The following is a 19520-nucleotide window of genomic DNA, read 5'->3' as shown; positions in this document are numbered from 1 at the left end:
CTGCTACGGTTGCGATAGCGGCGGTTAGGGTTGTTTTACCGTGGTCAACGTGTCCGATGGTACCGACGTTGACGTGTGGCTTGCTGCGTTCAAACTTGGCCTTTGCCATGGGTATTTCCTCTTTTTTGATGAATCTTTAACAATCAAAGATCGGTAAATAGCTGTTTGACGGCTCATGATGCATAGAAACCATCAAACCGTTGACGCTATGGTTTTACTACTGAAACTTATTTATTAATAATGATTAATAGCTGCACTACAGCCTACACCTTTATATATAGACAATGTACTTGCTTTTCAATCTCTTGACATTGTTGCTTTGTCTGCCTGTACTTTATTAATGAATTTATTAATAAACTGACAGCACTAAAAGGCAACACCTCAGTGTCACCCTTAAATCATTATCTGCCACACTGTACTTGTAATTTTCAATATTTTATAATTTCGATACCAATGCCAAGCTGTATATGAAAGTAGCAAAGCAAATATAAAGGATTGAACAATAAATGGAGCTCATATTGAGAATTGAACTCAAGACCTCTCCCTTACCAAGGGAGTGCTCTACCGCTGAGCTATATGAGCGTATTCTAGCCAACCACTGGGTTGCACTAAAAAAAATATCACGATACAGCAATAAGAACTGACTGTCGTGATGATTGATAGTTGCTGCGATGGTGCATATATGGAGCGGGTGGCGGGAATCGAACCCGCGTCATTAGCTTGGAAGGCTAAGGTGTTACCATTATACCACACCCGCATTTACTCTTATACTGGTTGACTCTAATAGCGAGTCGTTAAGGATATAGAGTATGCTTGGCGCTAGGACAAACTTTGAAAAAAATATGGTGGTGGGAGAAGGATTCGAACCTTCGAAGCTTTCGCGACAGATTTACAGTCTGTTGGGTTTGACCGCTCCCCAATCCCACCTAGATTGCTTGATATAAAATCACTTTAATTTAAAGCAAATTCATAAAAAGCGACTTTGAAAGAGATGGTGCCGACTGCCGGGATCGAACTGGCGACCTACTGATTACAAGTCAGTTGCTCTACCAACTGAGCTAAGTCGGCTTGTTCTCTCAAAGTGGTGGCTATTCTATCAAATATTTTGACAGACGCAAGCTCTTTTTTAGTTTTTTCGTCTTTATTTTAATAAAAACCATTAAGCGATTGATTATATTGTCATTTTTTCTAGTACTAAATTGCATTTTTTATCGCGATTAATATGATCAAGCAATTGACGAGCTAAATAGCCTATCACTATGTCCTCTAGCACTGACTATTTTTATCACCTAAACGAGTAATAAATATTTTTAATTCACCTTATATCGCATCACTTCTCAGAAACGATTGTTAATGTTAATCCTTAAACAAAAAATCTATGCATTAAATTGGCAAACTGCCAGTGATCATTAGAACACTTTTGCAAGTTATATAAATACAATCAGCAGGCAGCTGCCTTTTTCAAGGAAATCCATAAGTGATTTATAATGATAAGTCGGCTTATACACCGCCCATATTAAACAACCATAACGCCAAACCTATGATTAAAACAGCCACAAAAACCCATATAAACCAACCGCCGCTGGGCTTTTTCTCGATCTGTCCAGCATTAGCAGGGTTATTGATGGCTTGATCCATGGCATTATTACCCGTCGTACCAAGGTCGCGAGGCTGTCCCAAATTAGCAGTACCTGAAAACTGCCCAGTAGCAGCTTGCTTGGCACGTAACACATCAGGATCCGCTTCTTCTTGTAGGGCCGTTTTGGTGGTTTTGTCATGCTTTGCAGCATCTGCTTCTTGTTGTGCTTGACGAGCTGCACTCTGTGTTGGCTCATCTACAACAGGGGGGCTAATTGGCACCTCTTTAGCCGTTATCACTACCTGTTCAGTTGGCTCAGTGACAACCGGTGTGGCTTCATTCGCTATAGACTCACTATTATCAGTCGCTGACAAGACTTTATCGACTCCTGTTTCTTTCACTACTGGCTCTGTAACTACTGGCTCTTTAACCACCGTTTTTTCAATAGCTGGTTCTTCAATAATGGTTTCTTCGATAACAGCTTCTTCAATCACTGGCTCATTTATTTTTGCAGCACTAACGTCTGGTTCGGCGTCTACAATTTCAACAGGTTGTGCTTGCACCGAAGGAGTTTGGAGATTATTTGCAACAAGTAAAATCTCTTCAATCTTCGTTTCTTCAACAACAGCTTCTTTAACCACAGGTTCAGCAGCGACAGCTGGTGCTACCTCGTCAGTATCAGCACTTGAGCTTAGCACTGGCTCTCCTGCTATCACCGGAACGGCTTGCTCACTATTCATGGCAGCAACAGACGCACTTACCTGAAAACTAAAGCTTGCAAAACCTAGCGTATCATCGGCATTAAGAGCTTTAGTTTGATTGGCCTCAATGCGCTGCTCATTGATAAAGGTACCATTTGACGACTCTAAGTCCTTAACGTACAACTCACCGTTTAGTACGCTCAGCACCGCATGATTGCGCGAAACCTGTTTGCTGCCAAGCACCACATCATTATCGCTGCCGCGTCCAACAGATAGGCTGTCACTAACCGTCAATGTCAGATCACCCAAGGCTTCGGTTAGGGCCTTAAGCTGCCATGTTGCGCCATCTGTGGCTAATGGTCTATTTTCATTTCCTGTATGATTAGTCATACTATCACTCCTTATTTTTATTAAATATTCAATGGCTATCTTTATCAAATAGCGGTCTCTATTAATTACCTTTAAATAATAGACTTAATACCCGCTGACATTTACTGGCATCATTTTTTAGGAATAAAGTGGGGTTTTATAATACCGTCAAGCTTTTCGTAGGAGATGCTAAGCACTGGCATACCGTACGCATACGGACCAATAGCGTAATGCTGATAACGAATATCAAGCCCTTTATCGGTCAAAGTCACGTTATCACTTAGGGTAAACGGCCAGTTTTTCTCATAGCTCGCAACGTCCTCATCGACCGTTTTGACCCAGTCTTTATAGGCATTATAGGCCAAGGCTTTAAAGCGAGGTTTTTTATTGGGCTGAAGCATATCTGCTAATTGGATTTGTTTCTTGGTCTGTTGGTCAAATATCAGATATTCACTATAAGGCATGCCATGAGCGCCACCCGTAAACACATATGAGCTTATCTCAAACAGCTCAAAATCATTCACATGGCCCAAATATTCGGGCGTAACCATTAAGCTATAAACAAACACACTATCTGTTGGCAAATCAGAAAACTGCGAACTAACAAAACCATCGATAGCGGCTTTGACATCTTTTGGGCTACTTTTCTTGGTAATGGGTACTGATTCAGTCGGCTTACTATTAACGACAAAATGATTGACGCGCGCGTTGGTAATCGTATTTATCCAAGCATGGTTGGTATTAAGATATTTTACTTTAATCTCTGGACAATTATCACGCGCCACACATTTTTCTGCTATTTTTTTAGGCAACTCATAATCTATATACTCAGTATGGCTAATCAAGCTCCCAGCGTGCGCTGATACGCTTAACAACCCAAGCAGCAGTCCACCACCTAACGAGGTCATTAAACGCAGCCAAGCGCTCTGTAGGACAAAATTTCGAGGCAATCTTGACTTATTAGCATGAGGTTGGAGTGCAGCTTTCATAGAGCCTCTTTAATATACAGATAAGGTTTATTGATATTCTACTGTAATCATTGCGTAGTATTGTAGTTACACTGTTTGTGTTTTTGGATACTTAGTATTTCTGATGACTGGTGCTTTTGAGCAAGCCAGCCCTGCAAAAATTGTCCATAATAAAAAAGACACGATATCGTGTCTTTTAAAAGTAAGCATAAAAAGGGATAAGCTCGTTTTAATGCTCGCGTGTATTACTAAAGGTCACTTCTGGATAGCGGTCTTGCATCAGCTGCAAATTGACACGTGATGGTGCTAAATACGTTAAATACCCGCCACCATCTATCGATAACTGATCATGTGCTTTACGTTTAAATTTCGCTAACGCCACTTCATCATCACAGTGAATCCAACGTACGGTCGCAATAGATACCGGCTCAAAGATACATTGCACTTTGTACTCTTCTTTTAGACGATGCGCGACTACTTCAAACTGTAGGACACCGACCGCGCCCAAGATTAAATCGTTATTAATCTGCGGCATAAATACCTGCGTGGCGCCCTCTTCACTTAACTGCTGTAGACCTTTTTGCAATGCTTTCGATTTGAGCGGGTCTTTTAGAATGACACGGCGGAATAATTCAGGGGCAAAATGCGGAATACCGGTGAAATTTAACTCTTCCCCTTCGGTAAAACTATCACCGATAGAAATTGTCCCGTGGTTATGTAGACCGATAATATCGCCCGGGTAGGCTTCTTCTAACGCTTCACGGTCACCCGCGAGGAAAGTCAGCGCATCAGCAATACGCACGTCTTTACCCAAACGCACATGCTTCATCTTCATGCCTTTCTCATATTTACCTGAGCAAACACGTAAGAAAGCAATACGGTCACGGTGACGCGGGTCCATATTGGCCTGAATCTTAAACACAAAACCGCTAAATTGGGTTTCGGTTGCTGCCACTTCACGCTCATTGGTCGGATGGGATTTTGGTGGTGGCGCATATTTAATGAGAGTATCAAGTACCATGTTGACGCCAAAGTTACCCAGCGCCGTACCGAATAATACTGGCGTCATCTCGCCCGCCAAGAACGCTTCAACACTAAATTCTTCAAGCGCCATTTGTACCAGCTCAAGCGATTCCTCAAAAGAATCAAACATCAGCTTCCCCAAACGCTCACGAATATCAGGATAATCGTAGCCTTCGCGCGTCTCAGCGACCGTCATATCACCGCCGTGACCTTTTTCATACAAGTAGGTTTTGTTTTCCGTCAAGTGATAGACACCAACGAAATCTTGCCCCATACCGATAGGCCAAGTGACCGGGATACATTTAATTTTTAATACTGCTTCGATTTCACTAAGCAGCTCAAGTGGCTCACGAATTTGGCGGTCAAGCTTGTTTACAAAGGAGATGATGGGCGTATCACGCATCCGGCACACTTCCATCAATTTGATGGTACGCTCTTCGACACCTTTGGCGCCATCAACCATCATCAGCGCACTGTCTACAGCAGTTAGAGTACGATAAGTATCTTCACTAAAGTCGGCGTGACCCGGAGTATCTAGCAGATTGACCATATGATCTTTGTAAGGGAACTGCATGACCGAAGTGGTGATAGAAATACCGCGCTCTTGCTCCATACTCATCCAATCAGACGTCGCATGACGGTCAGTCTTCCTGCCTTTAACTTCACCTACCACCTGAATCGCTTGACCCCATAACAGTAGCTTTTCAGTCATAGTAGTCTTACCCGCATCGGGATGCGAGATAATGGCGAAGGTGCGGCGTTTGGCGACTTCTTTGCTTAATTTCTTTGGATCTACGCTCATAATTTCGGCTTCAACGGTTGTGTCATTTAGAAATCAATCTAAATAAATAGAATAAACAATGGGCGTATTGTAGCGGATTTAGCGTCTGGATGCAGAATTAGCGCATAAAAAAACACTCTCTGAAAGCTAAGTAGAGAGTGTTGATATTTTTTATCTTTAGATATTTTTAACTTTAATAGTAGCGCTTGATTTCCCTTTCTAAAAAGTCGGCTGCCACCTCATTGACTATCGTGCAATCGACCACGCCGCGAAGGCTGTTGGTATTTGGATTGCTACTGCCTTTGGCAACATAATCGGCTTCATAAATATCTTTACTATATTCAACACCGTTGTACTGATAAGCTGGTTGGTTCTTATATTCAAAAAACATCACTTGCGCCGCTTTTTGTTTATTGTCCACGCCGACACCAAACTCAGCGGTTCTATAGTCTCTATTATCGTCAAAACGCGCTTCTGCCGCATTAATCCATTTATCAAGCGACGTATATCCTGTCTTGTCTTTTTCATTAAATGCTAAAAATGCGCGCTCGCTGGTGACAACTGGAATATAACAAACCGATCCTGTTGGAAATGCTAGGTTGGCTGGGATTTTAGGATAATTATTTAAAGCGGTAATGATGCCGCGACTGTTGCTTACCGTGCTACCTGCACTATAACTATCCGCTTTCAAACCTGATAAATCCAAGGTTTTATAAGTGGTTTCGTAATTAAGCTTGTTAGTAGTATTCTTTTCAAAAATAGGGCGTTTGACCATGCGACCATTGACTTCAATATTTTTATGTTCCAGTCGCCCTTCGAATTTATCCGCCAATATCGTTTTATCTAAGGTATTCAAACTCTGATTGCTGTAACTATTCACAAGATTTTTTGTCTTAATGTCATAGTTGCCAGTACGGTAGGTCTCATCGATGCGCGCAATGGCAGTAGCACTGACTTGGCTGTCATAGCTATCAGCAAATCGAGTCAGCGTTATGTTATTGCTACCATTTGAGCCAAAAATAGCGTCTTCATCCTCACCGCAACCGACGAGAGCAAGAGTCATTAAAGAGACAATACCCGATATCACAATCCGTTTCTTTAGCGAGCCATTCATTAAGTAATGTCCTTATGGTTAAGATTTTTCTTACCTATTCCGACGATTTTAGTATGGGTGTGTTTATTATTAGTTTACATTAATAGAGTCGTTATTTATATAACGAAATCTCGCTACTATCGCGCACTTACTTAAGCGATTTTGGTAAGTTACCATATCCAAACTTGCCGTATACGTTTACTGCTGTCTATTATGCTAACCTAATGGTTTGCTATGTAAAATTGCATAGTAAATCTTGTAAATTGATTATAAAAACCAACAACACAACAAAGGATATGTTATGAAAACATTGTATGCTACCAAAGCAACCGTCACTGGTGGTCGTACCGGTAATGCCAGCCTCCAAGACAGCGATTTAACGATTAATATGGTCGCCCCAGGTTCCGGCAAAGAAGGCAATAACCCAGAGCAGCTATTTGCCATGGGCTATGCGGCTTGCTTTGATGGTGCGCTTGCCGCAGTTAAAGGGGAAGAAAAAGCGAAGTTTGATTCTACCACTGAAGTATCGGTAGATTTACTTAAAGGTGACGGCTTAGACTTTCAATTGGCCGTTAAAATCCACGTGATTGCTGAAAATACAGAGCTATCAGCGGATGAGCTTCAAAAGCTAGTGGAAAAAGCCAATAAAGTCTGCCCTTATTCTAAAGCGACTCACGGTAATATCGATAGCGAAGTCACTTCAGAAGTAAAATAAATCCTCAATAGCTGAGGTATTAATATAAAAAGAACTCAGCAAGTCTGGGTTCTTTTTTTATGTTTGATTGACTCTTTTTTGCTTTAACTGCCTTTAGTCTAATCGTCCTTTGTTTAATAACTATTAAGTTCAAGAAAAAATCCATGCTTGTACACCTCATAACTTTTAAGACATTCGGCACGCGTCACTTTTATCGTTATAATGAGGATATATCTTGACCCACTACTTGCTGCCCAAAATTCGATAAGTGACTTATTATGACCGATAACGACCACAACTCCCACTCACCTATTAATCCCAATACGCTACCAAACTTTGCCTCCATGCCCAATGTGGCGACGATGGACACCAAGCATGTGGACAAAGACCAGCCGCCTTTTATTTTAGTCGATGGCTCTTACTATCTGTTTCGCACTTATCATGCCTTGCCAAAAACCATGCAGAACTCTCAAGGTTTGATTACCAACGCCATACGCGGCACACTTAATGCGCTCCTAAAGCTGATGCGTCGCTACCACCCAACCCATATGGCGGTTTGTTTTGATACCAAATCTCCGACCTTTCGTCATGCCATGTCAGAGGACTATAAAGCCAATCGTCCAAAAATGGATGTCGAGCTTGCCGAACAGATTCCGTATATCCACAGTTTGGTCGCCGCCCTCGGGCTTCCATTACTACGTATCGAAGGCGCCGAAGCCGATGATATTATCGGTACCCTTGCTTATCGTGCGGTCGCTGAAGGTCATCATGTGGTCATATCGACCGGTGATAAAGACATGATGCAGCTGATTAATGACTGTGTGATATTAGAAGACAGCTTCACCGGTAAAATTACCGATAGCGCAGGTGTGGTCGAAAAATTCGGTATCAATCCTGAGCAGATGATTGATTTCTTAACGCTGATGGGCGACTCCTCTGACGGTATCAAAGGCGTACCCGGTATTGGCAAAAAAACCGCCAAAGATTTGCTCAATGAATATGGCAATATCGACAATATGCTCAAAAACGTCGCCAATATCAAAGGACGTGCTGGCAAGAATTTGGTCGAATATGCCAATGACATTCCATTCAATGCGCAGCTAGCAACTATCGTCACCGATTTAGATATTGGTCAAGACTGGCAAGACTTAAAAATCAATACCGACCCTTGTGCCCATATTGATGAGCTACGGGCATTGTACACTGAGCTGGAATTTAGAAATGAGTTGGCATCGCTTGATCATCCCAATCATCCAGCCAATGGCGCGCAAAGTGTCGCAAATAGTCAGGCTGATGCTGAGTCACAAGCGCAAATCGCCAAATCGCTGCAATCAAACACCATTGCTCATGTTACCGACAGTAAAAGCCATGATAGAGCGTGGCACACTATTTTAGACGAGCCTGCTTTTGACAGCTTGTTTAAATTATTAGAAGCCGCACCGCATTTTGTCATTGATACCGAAACCACCAGTGTTCATTGGCGTCAGGCTGAATTGGTTGGTTTGTCTTTTGCGGTACGAGCACATGAGGCTTATTACGTGCCGCTCACACACGGTCTAGAAGGCGATGCGCTGATCGCAAAACAGCTCGATCGCGATACGGTATTGGCGCGCTTAAAACCCATCTTAGAAAATCCTAATATTGGCAAAATCGGTCAACATCTCAAGTATGACGCGCATATTCTCAGTCACTATGCTATCGATTTAGTAGGCGCTATTCATGCCAGTCCTAATAACTGGGCAATGGACACCATGCTTGCCAGCTATGTTATCAATGCAGCCATTACTCGTCATGGTATGGATGACTTGGCACGGCACTACCTACAAACACAAACTATCAGCTTTGAGGATGTCGCTGGTAAAGGCGCGAAACAAGTTAGCTTTGATCAAGTGGCCATTGATATTGCCAGTGACTATGCTTGTGAAGATGCCGATATTACCTATCAGCTATTCGATGTCTTCAGTAAGAAACTTGCCGAGGATGAAAATAATGCCAAACTACTGCATGAGCTAGAAATTCCAACTGCGGAAATACTGTGTCAAATGGAAGCGAACGGCATCTTAATTAAGCGTCCTTTTTTAAATGAGTTATCAAAACGTTTTGATGAAGAAATTATCGAGTTAGAGAAACGTGCGTATGAAGTCGCTGGCGAAGAATTTAATCTCGGCTCTCCAAAGCAACTTGGTGAGATGCTGTTTGATAAGCTTGGCGTCCCTGGCGGCAAAAAAACCAAGTCAGGGCAATACTCGACTGGTGAAGCGGTGTTATCAAAAATTGACCACCCGTTAGTGGAAATTGTCCTTGAATATCGCGGCCTATCTAAGCTTAAAAGCACTTATACCGACGCGCTTGATAATGTAGCAGATGCGGAGACCGACCGCGTGCATACTAGCTATCATCAGGCGCTGACCAGCACAGGGCGCTTATCTTCAACGGATCCCAACTTACAAAATATTCCCATTCGTACTGCGACCGGTCGTCTGATTCGCCAAGCCTTTATCGCCCCAGAAGGTCGCGTTATTTTAGCCGCCGATTACTCACAAATTGAATTGCGTTTGATGGCACATTTCTCAGGCGATAAAAACCTGACTCATGCTTTTAATGAAGGGCTAGATATTCACGCTGCCACCGCCGCTGAAGTATTAGGGAAAGATGTCGCGGATGTCACCCCGACCGAGCGGCGTAATGCCAAAGCCATTAACTTTGGTCTGCTCTATGGCATGAGCGCCTTTGGTCTTGCCAAGCAATTACAGATGAGCCGCAATGAGGCGCAAGACTATATCGACATGTACTTTAAGCGTTACCCAGGGGTCAAAGACTATATGATTAACACTCGTGCCAGCGCCCATGATAAGGGCTATGTCGAGACTATATTGGGTCGTAAACTTTATACACCTGACATCAGTCATAGCAATCGCATGGTCAAACAAGGCGCTGAACGGGCGGCGATTAACGCGCCACTACAAGGCTCAGCTGCTGACCTAATCAAACTTGCCATGATTGCCGTCGATAAAGTATTGCCTAAAGCGCAAGCGAAAATGCTGCTACAAGTCCATGATGAATTGGTGTTTGAAGTCGATGCCGATAAGGTTGATGATATTAGCCAACTGATTACTGATGCCATGCAAGATGTGCTAACGGCTACCGCTGTTGAAAAAGGTTGGCATGTCGACTTTGCTGTACCGTTATTGGTTGAAACCGATAGTGGGCAAAACTGGGATGAAGCACATTAATCGTGCCAGCTTTTTAATAGCTGTTTTTGCTGCAATGTCTACTGATGCTCACTTGAATTTAATGCTATTTACCACCGACAAACTAATCAAGCAAGGATAATCGGCTCTCGTTATATTTATATACATTAATTTATTAGCTATTAATTTACGGTTTAAAGTGAGCCTTCCCGCTCACTTTTTTCATTTTTAAAAACTAGGACAACTGACGCCATTTTTCCCCTTTTATCTGTATTAATGAGCAGACGTTAAGGCAGTATAAAGTCTCCATATTGACGACTAGCGAATTTCGGTGGCCGTTTTGCTTGCCTCTCGAACCTTAACAGCTTGTTCAATGGTTTTATCGGTAAAATAATTATCGGTGATCAGGGTATTTTTTATCGCTCCCGCCGCGCTTTCTTCACGAATCTCAGAACCAATACTGATAGGCTGATTCACGTCAGCGGCAAATTGATTGCCACTAATAAGCGTTCCATCATCTTCGACGATAATACCTTGCTCTACTTGTTTAAAACGATTGCCAATAATCTGATTGTCTTTAGCGCTGTCTAAATGATAGCTGGCCAGTAGCGTTTGCTTGACCAAATAGGCACCGCATTCAAAACCTTTTAAATTACGCGATTGTCTTGACGCGACCCAAATACCGACTGGCTCATCTTGAAAGATATTATTGCGAATAATATTATTACGGCTGGACTCGGTACGCTTAAAATGGTTGCCCAGCGTCGCATCATCGGCATGCTCAAAGCAATTGCGATACAGCAATACACCACCTGCGCCATTATGGATAAACTGATTATTTTCAATAAGATTATTGCTTGATGAGTCAACTGCTATTGCCTCACGATTGGGCTTAAAAGTGCGGAATCCATTACCAACAAACACAGAGTTTTTAATCACATTATCGCGACTACCAAATTCTAGATAGAGCCCAACGGTGCCAGCATTTTGGATAGATACCTTATCAAAAGTCACCCCATGTACATGATCGCCGACAAACATGCCACTATTAATACTGTTGCGACTACTCACATTAATCACCCGAATATTCCTTGGAGCAAGCGCACGATTGGCAGCAGGCTCTATAAAGCCGCGCACATAGCGCTGATTCGGGTTGCTATATTGGCGAATATGTAGCGCATGACCATAGCCATCCACATGACAATTAGCAACCGCAATATCTTCAATAGCACTATCAGTTTTAGGCTTAATGGTAATCGCACTGGCTTTCGATTGGTCTTGCACCATCATACTAAGCGCTGCTCCCTGACAATCAAGTGAGCTATGTGAATCGTTCAGCTCAAAGCGTATCGACTGACCTGTCAAGTCGCAGCCTTTACTGAGTGCGCTATAGCCTTTTACCTTAAAGGTCTGCTGGGGAGCTAATTGTGCGCAATCTATTATCGTCGTTGCTGTCGGTAACTCAGCATCATCGGTAAGCGGCTGTTTTGAAGCTACCTTATCAAGGTTTGCATGACTACTAGCATTAGGCAAACGTTCGCAAGCCGTCAAACCTGCCAAAACACTGACCAAAGATGCTGTGAAGAGTAACTTAGTGATAGATAGCATATCAATCCTTCTTATTTTGCTGATTGTCTTACATTTTTTGAACATCCTGTGACACCTTACTACTATTCGTACTCATCATAAGCCGTCAAACTAATCTTGATAAACAATAACTGCCAATAATAACAAGGATTCAATGATGGACAATTCAAAAACCCCACTACCAGAAGAGATGGACCATATTGAAGATGATAACAATATGAATGACAACAGCGCAGGCAGCCAAGAGCTTGATTTAGATAACCCTATGCTGCATACCTTTGATAATGATGATGTCCTTGACAATAGCGCAGGATTCGACAACTCGCAAGCAGGCAGTGGCGCAACCCAGGGTCTCACACCAATGCATCGCCAAAATATCGATGAAGCTCGCATCGATGAAGTATTGGTCGAAGGCAATCTAGATGACAATGGCTATCCTGATATCGTCGATATCGCAGACAGAGATGCGGCAAAGATTTCTAATGACGATAACTTTTGAGTAGTGAACAACTTTTAAATAAGTTTTAAGAAAACAACATATTTAAAAAGAACCTATCATGATAAGAAAGTAGCAAAGTTATAAAGACAAAAAAAATACCGGACATGATGTTCGGTATTTTTTATGCTCTAAGAATTTTAACCGATTAAGCCCAACCGTCCAATGTGCCTGCCCAGCCTTTTACTAGCGGTGCGCTTAGTGCTTCAAGCAAATCAATGTGCGCCTCATCCAAGTTAAGTGCTGGAATATAATGATATTCTTGCCCGCCCGCCTTAAGGAAGTTATCACGGTTTTCAATCGCCAACTCTTCTAGCGTTTCCAGACAATCAGCGGAGAACGCAGGACTGATGACTTGTACCGAGCGTACACCAGATTTGCCCCAATCTTCTAATACCACATCGGTATAAGGCTTAACCCATTCTTGCTTACCAAAGCGCGACTGGAAGCTGATAATCCATTCATCCTCTTGCAAACCAAGTTCGTGCGCCACTTGGGCAGCGGTACATTTACAACGCTTCGGATACGGGTCACCTTTATCCGCATAAGGCTGTGGAATCCCATGAAAGCTAAACATAAGCTTCTCAGGTTTGCCATGTTTAGCTTGAAAGCGGCGAATCGAATTGGCCAACGCTTGGATATAAAGCGGATGCGCAAAGTAGTCTTTGACAATGCTATAGCTTGGCAAATTGCGTTGCTTCAACGTCCATTTGGTTAATGCATCATATACGGCACCGCCAGAAGACGCTGAATACTGCGGGAATAGTGGCAAGATGACGAAATGATCAACGCCCTCATTGCGCAGCGTATCCATCACATCAGGCAAACCAGGATTGCCGTAACTCATCGCAGGATGTACAGAAACCCGAAACGGCGCAACGCTATCAGCCAAGCGCGGCTCTAATAGCTCAACTTGGTCTTTTAATATCTTCCGAATCGGTGAGTCGCCTTCCCAAATACTGGCATAGGCCTTTGCTACGCGTTTTGGTCGGCTTGGCAGTACAAACAAATTTAGAATGATTGCCCATAAAAACTTCGGGATCTCAATCACTCGTGGATCTGATAAGAACTGTTTAAGATAGCGACGGACGGCAGGGGCAGTCGGCTCATCAGGTGTACCAAGGTTGACTAGTAGGACAGCTATGCGTGGGGGCAGTTTAGGTTTCATAATGGCACTATCGATTATTGGGTTATGTTATTGTGGGGTAATAATATTTAGTAAGCTAAAGAGCCTTTTAAACAAAATAAAAGAGCAGGCTATCTCAAAGAAGCAAAGTTTAAACTATTAAGCACCTTATTCGGCAATAGCACTATTAAGCCTTAATTAACCACGCTTGGCAATTATCAAAATATACTAAGCAATATTAGTCGTTTAAATACAAGGCTACGGTTAAATAACAGACTATCTATTTATCCTCAGTGTAGCATTTTATCCATCAGAAACGCAGGGTAAAACGCTACACTGATGGTATTTGATATATAGCCAATACAATGGCGCTTGAGACTTTGCTTGAAAGACTGTGCGTGAAGGTTGTACTCATGCGCGCATCGCCATACAATAGGCAGCCATAGCATTGTAGAATTCGCTCCGTCATATGGTCGATATCAAATAAAATAGATAGGTTGTTATATGACTCGAGACTGGGATGAGGATTTTTTCTGGCTTGCTGTGCCTACGCCGACAGAGGCTGCAAAAAATTCATCCCAGTCCTGCTGTATGGTTTTTACATTGAACTGACTATATTAGCTTTCTAGAGTTAATATTGAAAATATGAGTATCGGCAAAGTCATCTGTCGTCTTAGTGCCATTCCGCTTTTGTTTTATTCATAACTGTTGTTTTGTGAGGTAGCTTTGAGCGCACGTTCTGATAGTAGCAGTGATCATTCCACCAGTCATTTCCTTAATTCAGCCGACGCCGTTGGTTCGGTAGGCTCAGTTGGCATCGTCACACCCCAGACTTTTCATTTCGCTGAGCCGTTGACTTTGGAGTGCAATCGCACCCTGCCCTCATTCGATTTGATTTTCGAAACTTATGGCACGCTAAATAGCGACAAATCAAACGCCATACTTATCTGTCATGCTTTATCAGGTAGCCATCACGCGGCAGGTTTTCATAGTGACGACGATAAAAAAGCTGGCTGGTGGGATAATATGATTGGCCCTAATAAAGCCATCGATACCAACCAATTTTTTGTAGTTTGTGTGAATAACATCGGCAGCTGCTTCGGCTCTACTGGCCCAACGACCATTAATCCTGACAGCATCAACTCGAGTGAGAACAGCGAGCCACAAGTTTATGGCCCTGACTTTCCTTTGGTCACTGTAAAAGACTGGGTAAAAACTCAAGCCATGCTCTCAGACCGTCTCGGTATTGACGTTTGGCATGCCATCGTGGGTGGCTCAATGGGCGGCATGCAAGCCATGCAATGGTCGGTCGATTACCCAAAGCGGTTAAAACGCTGCGTGGTTATTGCCAGTACGCCCAAGCTTTCTGCGCAAAATATCGCCTTTAATGAAGTCGCCCGTCAGTCCATTCTCTCTGACCCTGATTTTAAAGAGGGACGCTACTTGCAGGCAGGCACTTACCCTCGTCGCGGACTTATCCTTGCGCGCATGGTTGGTCATATCACATATTTAACCGATGATGCGATGAAGGCCAAATTCGGCCGTGATTTAAAATCTGGCAAATTTATGTATGGCTACGATGTTGAATTTCAGGTTGAAAGCTATCTGCGCTATCAAGGCGAACGCTTTAGCGAGAACTTCGATGCCAATACCTATCTACTGATGACCAAGGCATTGGATTATTTTGACCCGACGCGTGATTATCCTTCCACATCGTCATCAGGTTTATCGACAGAGTCAACAGACCCATTAGAATCATCCATGGCGGAATCGGTAAAAGTTGATTCTACCGAGAGCGAACTGGATAAAACCTTAAGCAACAGCGCAGACATTCATAACGTTAATGTCGCCAATGAACAAGAGCTGAGCGCGCTTAAAGCCGCCTTTGCCCATACGCAGTGTCAGTATTTAGTGGTGTCATTTACCTCTGACTGGCGTTTTGCCCCCGAGCGCTCACAGGAGATTGTCGATGCGCTAATGGCGACGGGTAAGCCGGTTAGTTATATCAATGTTGATGCACCGCATGGTCATGATTCGTTTTTATTCGATATTCCGCGTTATATGGGCGCCGTTAAAGGTTTTTTAACCGCGCCATTTATTGCTAATAGCTTAACCGCCACAGGAGAACGCTCATGAGAATGGATCATCAATTGGCTGAGCGTTGGATTGCGCCACAATCGCATGTGCTGGATTTAGGCTGTGGCAATGGCGAGCTGCTGGCACATTTGCAGCAGAATCTAGGCGTCACGGGTTATGGACTTGAGATTGATGAAGATAAAATCAATGAGGCCATCGCTAAAGGCTTATCCATCGTCGAGCAAGACCTCAATGACGGTTTGAGTCGTTTCGCAGATAACAGCTTCGACACCGTCGTTATGGCGAGAGCGCTGCAAGCGGTAAAAGCGCCTGACGTGTTATTGCTCGATATGCTACGGGTTGCCCGCGAAGCCGTTATTACCTTCCCTAACTTTGCGCACTGGCAAAATCGCATGCATTTGGGCTTAAAGGGTTTGATGCCCGTCTCAGAAGCCCTGCCTTACGAGTGGTATAACACCCCAAACATCCATCTATGTACCTTTAAAGACTTTGAGCAGCTGTGCGCGCAGCATGATATTCATATTATTAACCGCTTCGCCGTCAGTGATTCGGAAAAAGGTCATAATCCGCTGATGACCGCATTAATACGCCAAGCACCCAACCTTTTAGCAGACGTCGCCATCTATCGTGTCAGCAAACAAAAACCGGATTCATAAGCGTGTTTTTTGTTGGTCATTAAAGGCGATTTAGCTCAATTGGTACCAATTTCAACCTTAACAAATTGTTAATTCCTCCTTACGCTCAAGTAACTCTATGATTTTATTAAGGACAATGAGGTATAGCTAGGAATTAAATCTTGTAATTAGTATTTGAGTTTCGTAAGTTTGGGTGTTAAGCTAGCAAAATAGTGTCAATGGCATACTAATTACGACCGTTTGTCGGGTTAATTAGCAATAACTGTGACACTACCAATACGAATTAATTTGCTAATGATTAGGTAAGTTGGTATTGCAAGATTTCACCTAATTGTTATCGCCGTCTAGACGCTTTTAGCGGTGCGACTTTTCTTTTGCTTATTAACTGCCTAATTTTGGAGCTGCTATGAAATTATTAAAAGCTGCGTTGTTTACTGCCCTGTTTTCTTGTGCGGGCTTTGCCAACGCTGAGTTAATATCAAACGTGCCACTCGATACCTCACGTTTTGAGCTAATGCCTATCAGTGCGCTGTCTGCCAGTGCTGCCCAAGGTAACAACCACGCTCAGTTTTACTTAGCCAAGCGTTTGCAAAAAGGTGAAGGCGTTGCCCAAAACACTCAGCAAGCGGTCGAATGGTATACCAAAGCGGCTCAGCAAGGCGTTGCCCCTGCTCAGCTTAACTTGGCCATCATGTACTTGCGCGGTGAAGGAGTGCAACCAAACCTACAACAAGCCCGTCTTTGGTTAGAAAAAGCGGCGATGCGTGGTGATAACCGTGCCAGCTATACGCTTGCTTTGTTAGATGAAAAGCAAAAGAACCTAGTCGATGCTTATAAATGGTATGATTTGGCTGCCCGTGACGGTATGCTCGATGAAAAAGTCCGTAACAAAGCCCGTGGTAAAATCGGTCAATTGGCATTGAACTTATCAAGCTCAGATATTGCTAGCGCTCGTAGCAAAGCAGATACTTGGTTTCAAAGTAAATAAGTCTGACACTGTTAATTTAGCTAATAAAAAAATCCAGCCTTTGTGCTGGATTTTTCATGCTTAGAGACGTCGTTATTTAACTGGCCTAGATAATTCCTACTTCCTTGGCTCACGTGCCATCGTGTAAAACTCTGCATTTGACTGCATGTCCATCACAATCGCCATTCTATTAGACAACCCAAAGAACGCTGTGATACCCGTGATGTCTAAAATATCCTCGTCATCATAACCCTGTTCTCTGAGTGCAGCATAATCTGAATCTTGAATAAGCTCTGGTGTTCGACAGAGTTTTAAAGAAAAAGACAGCATCTCTTTCTGTCGAGGGCTAATGGGCGCATGTAAGTAATTGACTGCTATTTGGTCTGCTAGCAGCGGCGCTTTTGCAAACACCCGAAGCAGTGCACCATGGGCGACGACGCAATACTGACACCCATTGGCGGCACTGGTAGCGACAATGATCATCTCTTTTTCAGCTGGGCTTAGCGTGCTACCTTCTCGCTCCATAACTGCATCGTAATAAGCAAAAAAAGCTCTGAACTCTGCTGGACGATAGGCAAGCGCTAAAAACACATTCGGAATAAATTTGGCTTTTTCTTGCACTGCGAGAATACGTTCAAGAATATCATCAGGTAGACTGTCTAAAGAAGGTACAGGATAGCGGCTGATAGCTGTATGAATGGCTGGGTTACTCATGTGTCATCTCCATTGACTTTGTTGTATTGCTATATGTAATTAGTCTACCTTTATAGCTGAGCAATAAACAGTCAAACAACTGATTAATCATGCAATGAATCATAGAACATAAGAACGTATATAAAAATAGCGTCTATTAGCTATAGATAAGTATTATTCATAATATCTTCATGAGTAATATCACTTGGCAGACTTTTTATATCGCTCACCTTTATAAAATCTCCAAAACCTCCTCGAAAGTTGTTAAAATACGCTAGCATTATGCAATTCCACAATTGCGCTAGTGTTATAAGCTTTATCAATTACCTTAAACCCAATGCACTAGGTTTGCGACCTAGCCAGCAGGAGAAAAACATGAGTACCTCACCAGTTACTAACGTTCAAACACCAACCCATGCCACCGAATACGACAGCGTGACCAATAACATCGTGGTTGCCGCTTTATATAAGTTCACGCGCTTTGCTGACTTTGAGCAATATCGCGAGCCGATTTTAAATACCATGCTCGATAATGATGTCAAAGGCACGTTACTGATTGCCAGCGAAGGCATTAACGGTACTATTTCCGGCAGCCGCCAAGGTATCGATAACGTCCTAGACTATCTGCGCAGTATTGAGGCCATCGGCAGCTTTACTTTTAAAGAATCTTATACCGATGCCCAGCCTTTTTACCGCACCAAGGTCAAGCTCAAAAAAGAAATTGTCACCATGGGCGTAGAAAATATCGACCCATTACAGTCGGTTGGTCGTTATGTGAAACCAAGTGAATGGAATGCGCTAATCTCAGACCCTGACGTCATCCTGATTGATACCCGCAATGATTACGAAGTCAAAATCGGTACGTTTCAGAATGCAGTGAATCCAAATACCGAAACCTTTCGAGAGTTTCCAGAATACGTGGCAAAAGAGCTAGATCCTGCTAAGCATAAAAAAGTTGCCATGTTCTGTACCGGTGGCATTCGCTGTGAAAAATCTACCGCCTATATGCGTGAGCAAGGGTTTGAAGAGGTTTATCATTTAGAGGGCGGCATTTTAAAATATTTAGAGGAAATTCCAGCCAGCGATTCTATGTGGGAAGGCGACTGCTTTGTCTTTGACAACCGCGTATCAGTCAATCACAACCTAGAAAAGGGCAACTATGAGCAATGCTTTGCTTGCCGTATGCCGATTACTCATGAAGAAATGCAAAGCGCTGCCTACATCAAAGGCGAGTCGTGCCCGCACTGTATCGATAAAGCGACTGAGGAACAAAAAGCACGTTTCCGTGAGCGCGAGCATCAAATGCAGCTGGCAAAAAAAAGAGGCGAGGCGCATATCGGTAGCGATGTGATTGACGTGATTGAAAAGCGCAAAGCCGCTAAGATTGAAGCGCGTCGTCAAGCAGAAGCAGCCAATAAAGCTAAAGCTTAATAGATTTGGTGTGAAACGGTTAAATTATTAGCCATAAAAAAGAGATGCCCTATTAATAGAGCATCTCTTTTTTTATACCACTCGTAAAA

14 protein-coding genes, 4 tRNA genes and 1 pseudogene are annotated in these 19520 nt (G+C 43.1%); 7 read left to right on the top strand and 12 right to left on the bottom strand.

All coding sequences use genetic code 11. The features are described 5' to 3' along the window. The 9 genes from FQ084_RS11145 to FQ084_RS11105 all read right to left on the bottom strand — a co-directional run. On the bottom strand, positions 1 to 109 hold a 109-nt coding region (locus tag FQ084_RS11145), incomplete at its 3' end, for a GTP-binding protein (RefSeq protein WP_227671040.1). 398 nt (positions 110 to 507) lie between these two features. Continuing rightward, a tRNA-Thr gene (locus FQ084_RS11140) sits at positions 508 to 582 on the bottom strand. Between the two features lie 101 nt (positions 583 to 683). Then, a tRNA-Gly gene (locus FQ084_RS11135) sits at positions 684 to 757 on the bottom strand. Positions 758 to 843: 86 nt separating this feature from the next. Beyond that, a tRNA-Tyr gene (locus FQ084_RS11130) sits at positions 844 to 927 on the bottom strand. 65 nt (positions 928 to 992) lie between these two features. After that, a tRNA-Thr gene (locus tag FQ084_RS11125) sits at positions 993 to 1068 on the bottom strand. Between the two features lie 432 nt (positions 1069 to 1500). Further along, the gene (locus FQ084_RS11120) at positions 1501 to 2670 is read right to left on the bottom strand and encodes an FHA domain-containing protein (protein ID WP_149490686.1); all 1170 of its coding nucleotides are present in this window, start codon (positions 2668 to 2670) and stop codon (positions 1501 to 1503) included. Between the two features lie 110 nt (positions 2671 to 2780). After that, positions 2781 to 3638, bottom strand: a complete 858-nt coding sequence (locus FQ084_RS11115; protein ID WP_149490685.1) for an RsiV family protein — start codon at positions 3636 to 3638, stop codon at positions 2781 to 2783. A gap of 208 nt (positions 3639 to 3846) precedes the next feature. Next, positions 3847 to 5442 (bottom strand): peptide chain release factor 3, encoded by a 1596-nt coding sequence (locus tag FQ084_RS11110; protein WP_149490684.1) that lies wholly within the window; start codon positions 5440 to 5442, stop codon positions 3847 to 3849. Between the two features lie 172 nt (positions 5443 to 5614). After that, positions 5615 to 6535: a hypothetical protein gene (locus FQ084_RS11105; protein WP_149490683.1), complete on the bottom strand. Its 921-nt coding sequence runs from the start codon at positions 6533 to 6535 to the stop codon at positions 5615 to 5617. 280 nt (positions 6536 to 6815) lie between these two features. On the opposite strand from FQ084_RS11105, the gene FQ084_RS11100 reads away from it, so the two are divergent. Together FQ084_RS11100 and polA are read left to right on the top strand one after the other, a co-directional pair. Continuing rightward, positions 6816 to 7229, top strand: a complete 414-nt coding sequence (locus FQ084_RS11100; RefSeq protein WP_149490682.1) for an Ohr family peroxiredoxin — start codon at positions 6816 to 6818, stop codon at positions 7227 to 7229. A gap of 257 nt (positions 7230 to 7486) precedes the next feature. Then, positions 7487 to 10441: a DNA polymerase I gene (polA, locus tag FQ084_RS11095; RefSeq protein ID WP_149490681.1), complete on the top strand. Its 2955-nt coding sequence runs from the start codon at positions 7487 to 7489 to the stop codon at positions 10439 to 10441. A gap of 276 nt (positions 10442 to 10717) precedes the next feature. On the opposite strand, the gene FQ084_RS11090 is transcribed toward polA, so the two are convergent. Continuing rightward, positions 10718 to 12007 carry a right-handed parallel beta-helix repeat-containing protein gene (locus FQ084_RS11090; RefSeq protein ID WP_188032949.1) on the bottom strand — a complete coding sequence of 430 codons (1290 nt, stop codon included), beginning with the start codon at positions 12005 to 12007 and terminating at the stop codon, positions 10718 to 10720. A 136-nt stretch (positions 12008 to 12143) separates the two neighbouring features. On the opposite strand from FQ084_RS11090, the gene FQ084_RS11085 reads away from it, so the two are divergent. After that, positions 12144 to 12485 carry a hypothetical protein gene (locus FQ084_RS11085; RefSeq protein ID WP_149490679.1) on the top strand — a complete coding sequence of 114 codons (342 nt, stop codon included), beginning with the start codon at positions 12144 to 12146 and terminating at the stop codon, positions 12483 to 12485. Between the two features lie 145 nt (positions 12486 to 12630). Here the strand turns inward: FQ084_RS11085 and hemH are convergent, their stop codons facing one another. Then, positions 12631 to 13650 (bottom strand): ferrochelatase, encoded by a 1020-nt coding sequence (gene hemH / locus FQ084_RS11080; RefSeq protein WP_149490678.1) that lies wholly within the window; start codon positions 13648 to 13650, stop codon positions 12631 to 12633. 774 nt (positions 13651 to 14424) lie between these two features. Between hemH and FQ084_RS11075 the strand changes: the two are divergent. The 3 genes and pseudogenes from FQ084_RS11075 to FQ084_RS11065 form a co-directional block, all read left to right on the top strand. Next, positions 14425 to 15708, top strand: a pseudogene (locus FQ084_RS11075) (homoserine O-acetyltransferase); the annotation flags it as partial. Positions 15709 to 15740: 32 nt separating this feature from the next. Then, a complete protein-coding gene (gene metW / locus FQ084_RS11070; protein ID WP_149490676.1) occupies positions 15741 to 16361 on the top strand; it encodes a methionine biosynthesis protein MetW in 621 nt (206 codons plus the stop codon). Positions 16362 to 16746: 385 nt separating this feature from the next. Further along, on the top strand, positions 16747 to 17328 hold the full coding sequence (locus FQ084_RS11065) for a tetratricopeptide repeat protein (protein ID WP_149490675.1): 582 nt from the start codon (positions 16747 to 16749) through the stop codon (positions 17326 to 17328). A gap of 96 nt (positions 17329 to 17424) precedes the next feature. Here the strand turns inward: FQ084_RS11065 and FQ084_RS11060 are convergent, their stop codons facing one another. Further along, positions 17425 to 18021 carry a peroxidase-related enzyme gene (locus FQ084_RS11060; RefSeq protein WP_149490674.1) on the bottom strand — a complete coding sequence of 199 codons (597 nt, stop codon included), beginning with the start codon at positions 18019 to 18021 and terminating at the stop codon, positions 17425 to 17427. 414 nt (positions 18022 to 18435) lie between these two features. Here FQ084_RS11060 and FQ084_RS11055 point away from each other — a divergent pair, with 414 nt between their 5' ends. Next, positions 18436 to 19431, top strand: a complete 996-nt coding sequence (locus FQ084_RS11055) for a rhodanese-related sulfurtransferase (protein ID WP_316620729.1) — start codon at positions 18436 to 18438, stop codon at positions 19429 to 19431. Positions 19432 to 19520 lie beyond the last annotated feature (89 nt).

Origin of the sequence: Psychrobacter sp. ANT_WB68, from assembly GCF_008369115.1 — a bacterium.
In the GTDB taxonomy this organism is placed as follows: domain Bacteria; phylum Pseudomonadota; class Gammaproteobacteria; order Pseudomonadales; family Moraxellaceae; genus Psychrobacter.
The sequence above is the reverse complement of the archived record's forward strand: the minus strand, read 5'-3'. Positions and strand labels throughout refer to the sequence as shown.

Excerpts from the sequence above, each read along its gene's own strand:
- metW (WP_149490676.1), top strand. The coding sequence starts at position 15,741 with ATGAGAATGGATCATCAATTGGCTGAGCGTTGGATTGCGCCACAATCG.
- hemH (WP_149490678.1), bottom strand. The coding sequence starts at position 13,650 with ATGAAACCTAAACTGCCCCCACGCATAGCTGTCCTACTAGTCAACCTT.
- FQ084_RS11065 (WP_149490675.1), top strand. The coding sequence starts at position 16,747 with ATGAAATTATTAAAAGCTGCGTTGTTTACTGCCCTGTTTTCTTGTGCG.
- FQ084_RS11115 (WP_149490685.1), bottom strand. The coding sequence starts at position 3,638 with ATGAAAGCTGCACTCCAACCTCATGCTAATAAGTCAAGATTGCCTCGA.
- FQ084_RS11110 (WP_149490684.1), bottom strand. The coding sequence starts at position 5,442 with ATGAGCGTAGATCCAAAGAAATTAAGCAAAGAAGTCGCCAAACGCCGC.
- FQ084_RS11090 (WP_188032949.1), bottom strand. The coding sequence starts at position 12,007 with ATGCTATCTATCACTAAGTTACTCTTCACAGCATCTTTGGTCAGTGTT.
- FQ084_RS11120 (WP_149490686.1), bottom strand. The coding sequence starts at position 2,670 with ATGACTAATCATACAGGAAATGAAAATAGACCATTAGCCACAGATGGC.
- FQ084_RS11060 (WP_149490674.1), bottom strand. The coding sequence starts at position 18,021 with ATGAGTAACCCAGCCATTCATACAGCTATCAGCCGCTATCCTGTACCT.
- FQ084_RS11105 (WP_149490683.1), bottom strand. The coding sequence starts at position 6,535 with ATGAATGGCTCGCTAAAGAAACGGATTGTGATATCGGGTATTGTCTCT.
- polA (WP_149490681.1), top strand. The coding sequence starts at position 7,487 with ATGACCGATAACGACCACAACTCCCACTCACCTATTAATCCCAATACG.
- FQ084_RS11085 (WP_149490679.1), top strand. The coding sequence starts at position 12,144 with ATGGACAATTCAAAAACCCCACTACCAGAAGAGATGGACCATATTGAA.
- FQ084_RS11100 (WP_149490682.1), top strand. The coding sequence starts at position 6,816 with ATGAAAACATTGTATGCTACCAAAGCAACCGTCACTGGTGGTCGTACC.